Raw genomic sequence first — 346 nt, forward strand, 5'->3', positions numbered from 1 at the left:
TTATACCCGGGACGCAATGTCGAAAAAAAAACAAAACGCCCCGCTTGTCATTGTACTACTTCTCTGTCTCATTGAACAATATCAAAGAACTCATCCTTCAACGCAAAAGGAATAACCGAAAAACGGTATTTTCCAAAAGCGAGTGCAAAGGTAACGATAAAAAAACAAACAACAAAACTTTTCAAAAGAAAAATGAAAAAAACAACAGAGATTTTTCAAAAACAACAAAACAAAACAAAGAAAAAAACAAAACACATTATTATATATATAAACGAAAAATGAAAAAAGAAAATGAAAAAAACAACAAGAATAAAAACAACAACGGAATACAAGGCGGAAAATGAAA

General features: G+C 29.8%; 1 pseudogene. It reads left to right on the forward strand.

What is annotated here, in order from left to right:
* Window positions 1-344 (forward strand): annotated as a pseudogene (locus EII32_RS11840) (hypothetical protein); the annotation flags it as partial.
* Window positions 345-346: the final 2 nt, after the last annotated feature.

Source organism: Prevotella sp. OH937_COT-195 (assembly GCF_003932845.1).
Classification (GTDB): Bacteria; Bacteroidota; Bacteroidia; order Bacteroidales; family Bacteroidaceae; genus Prevotella.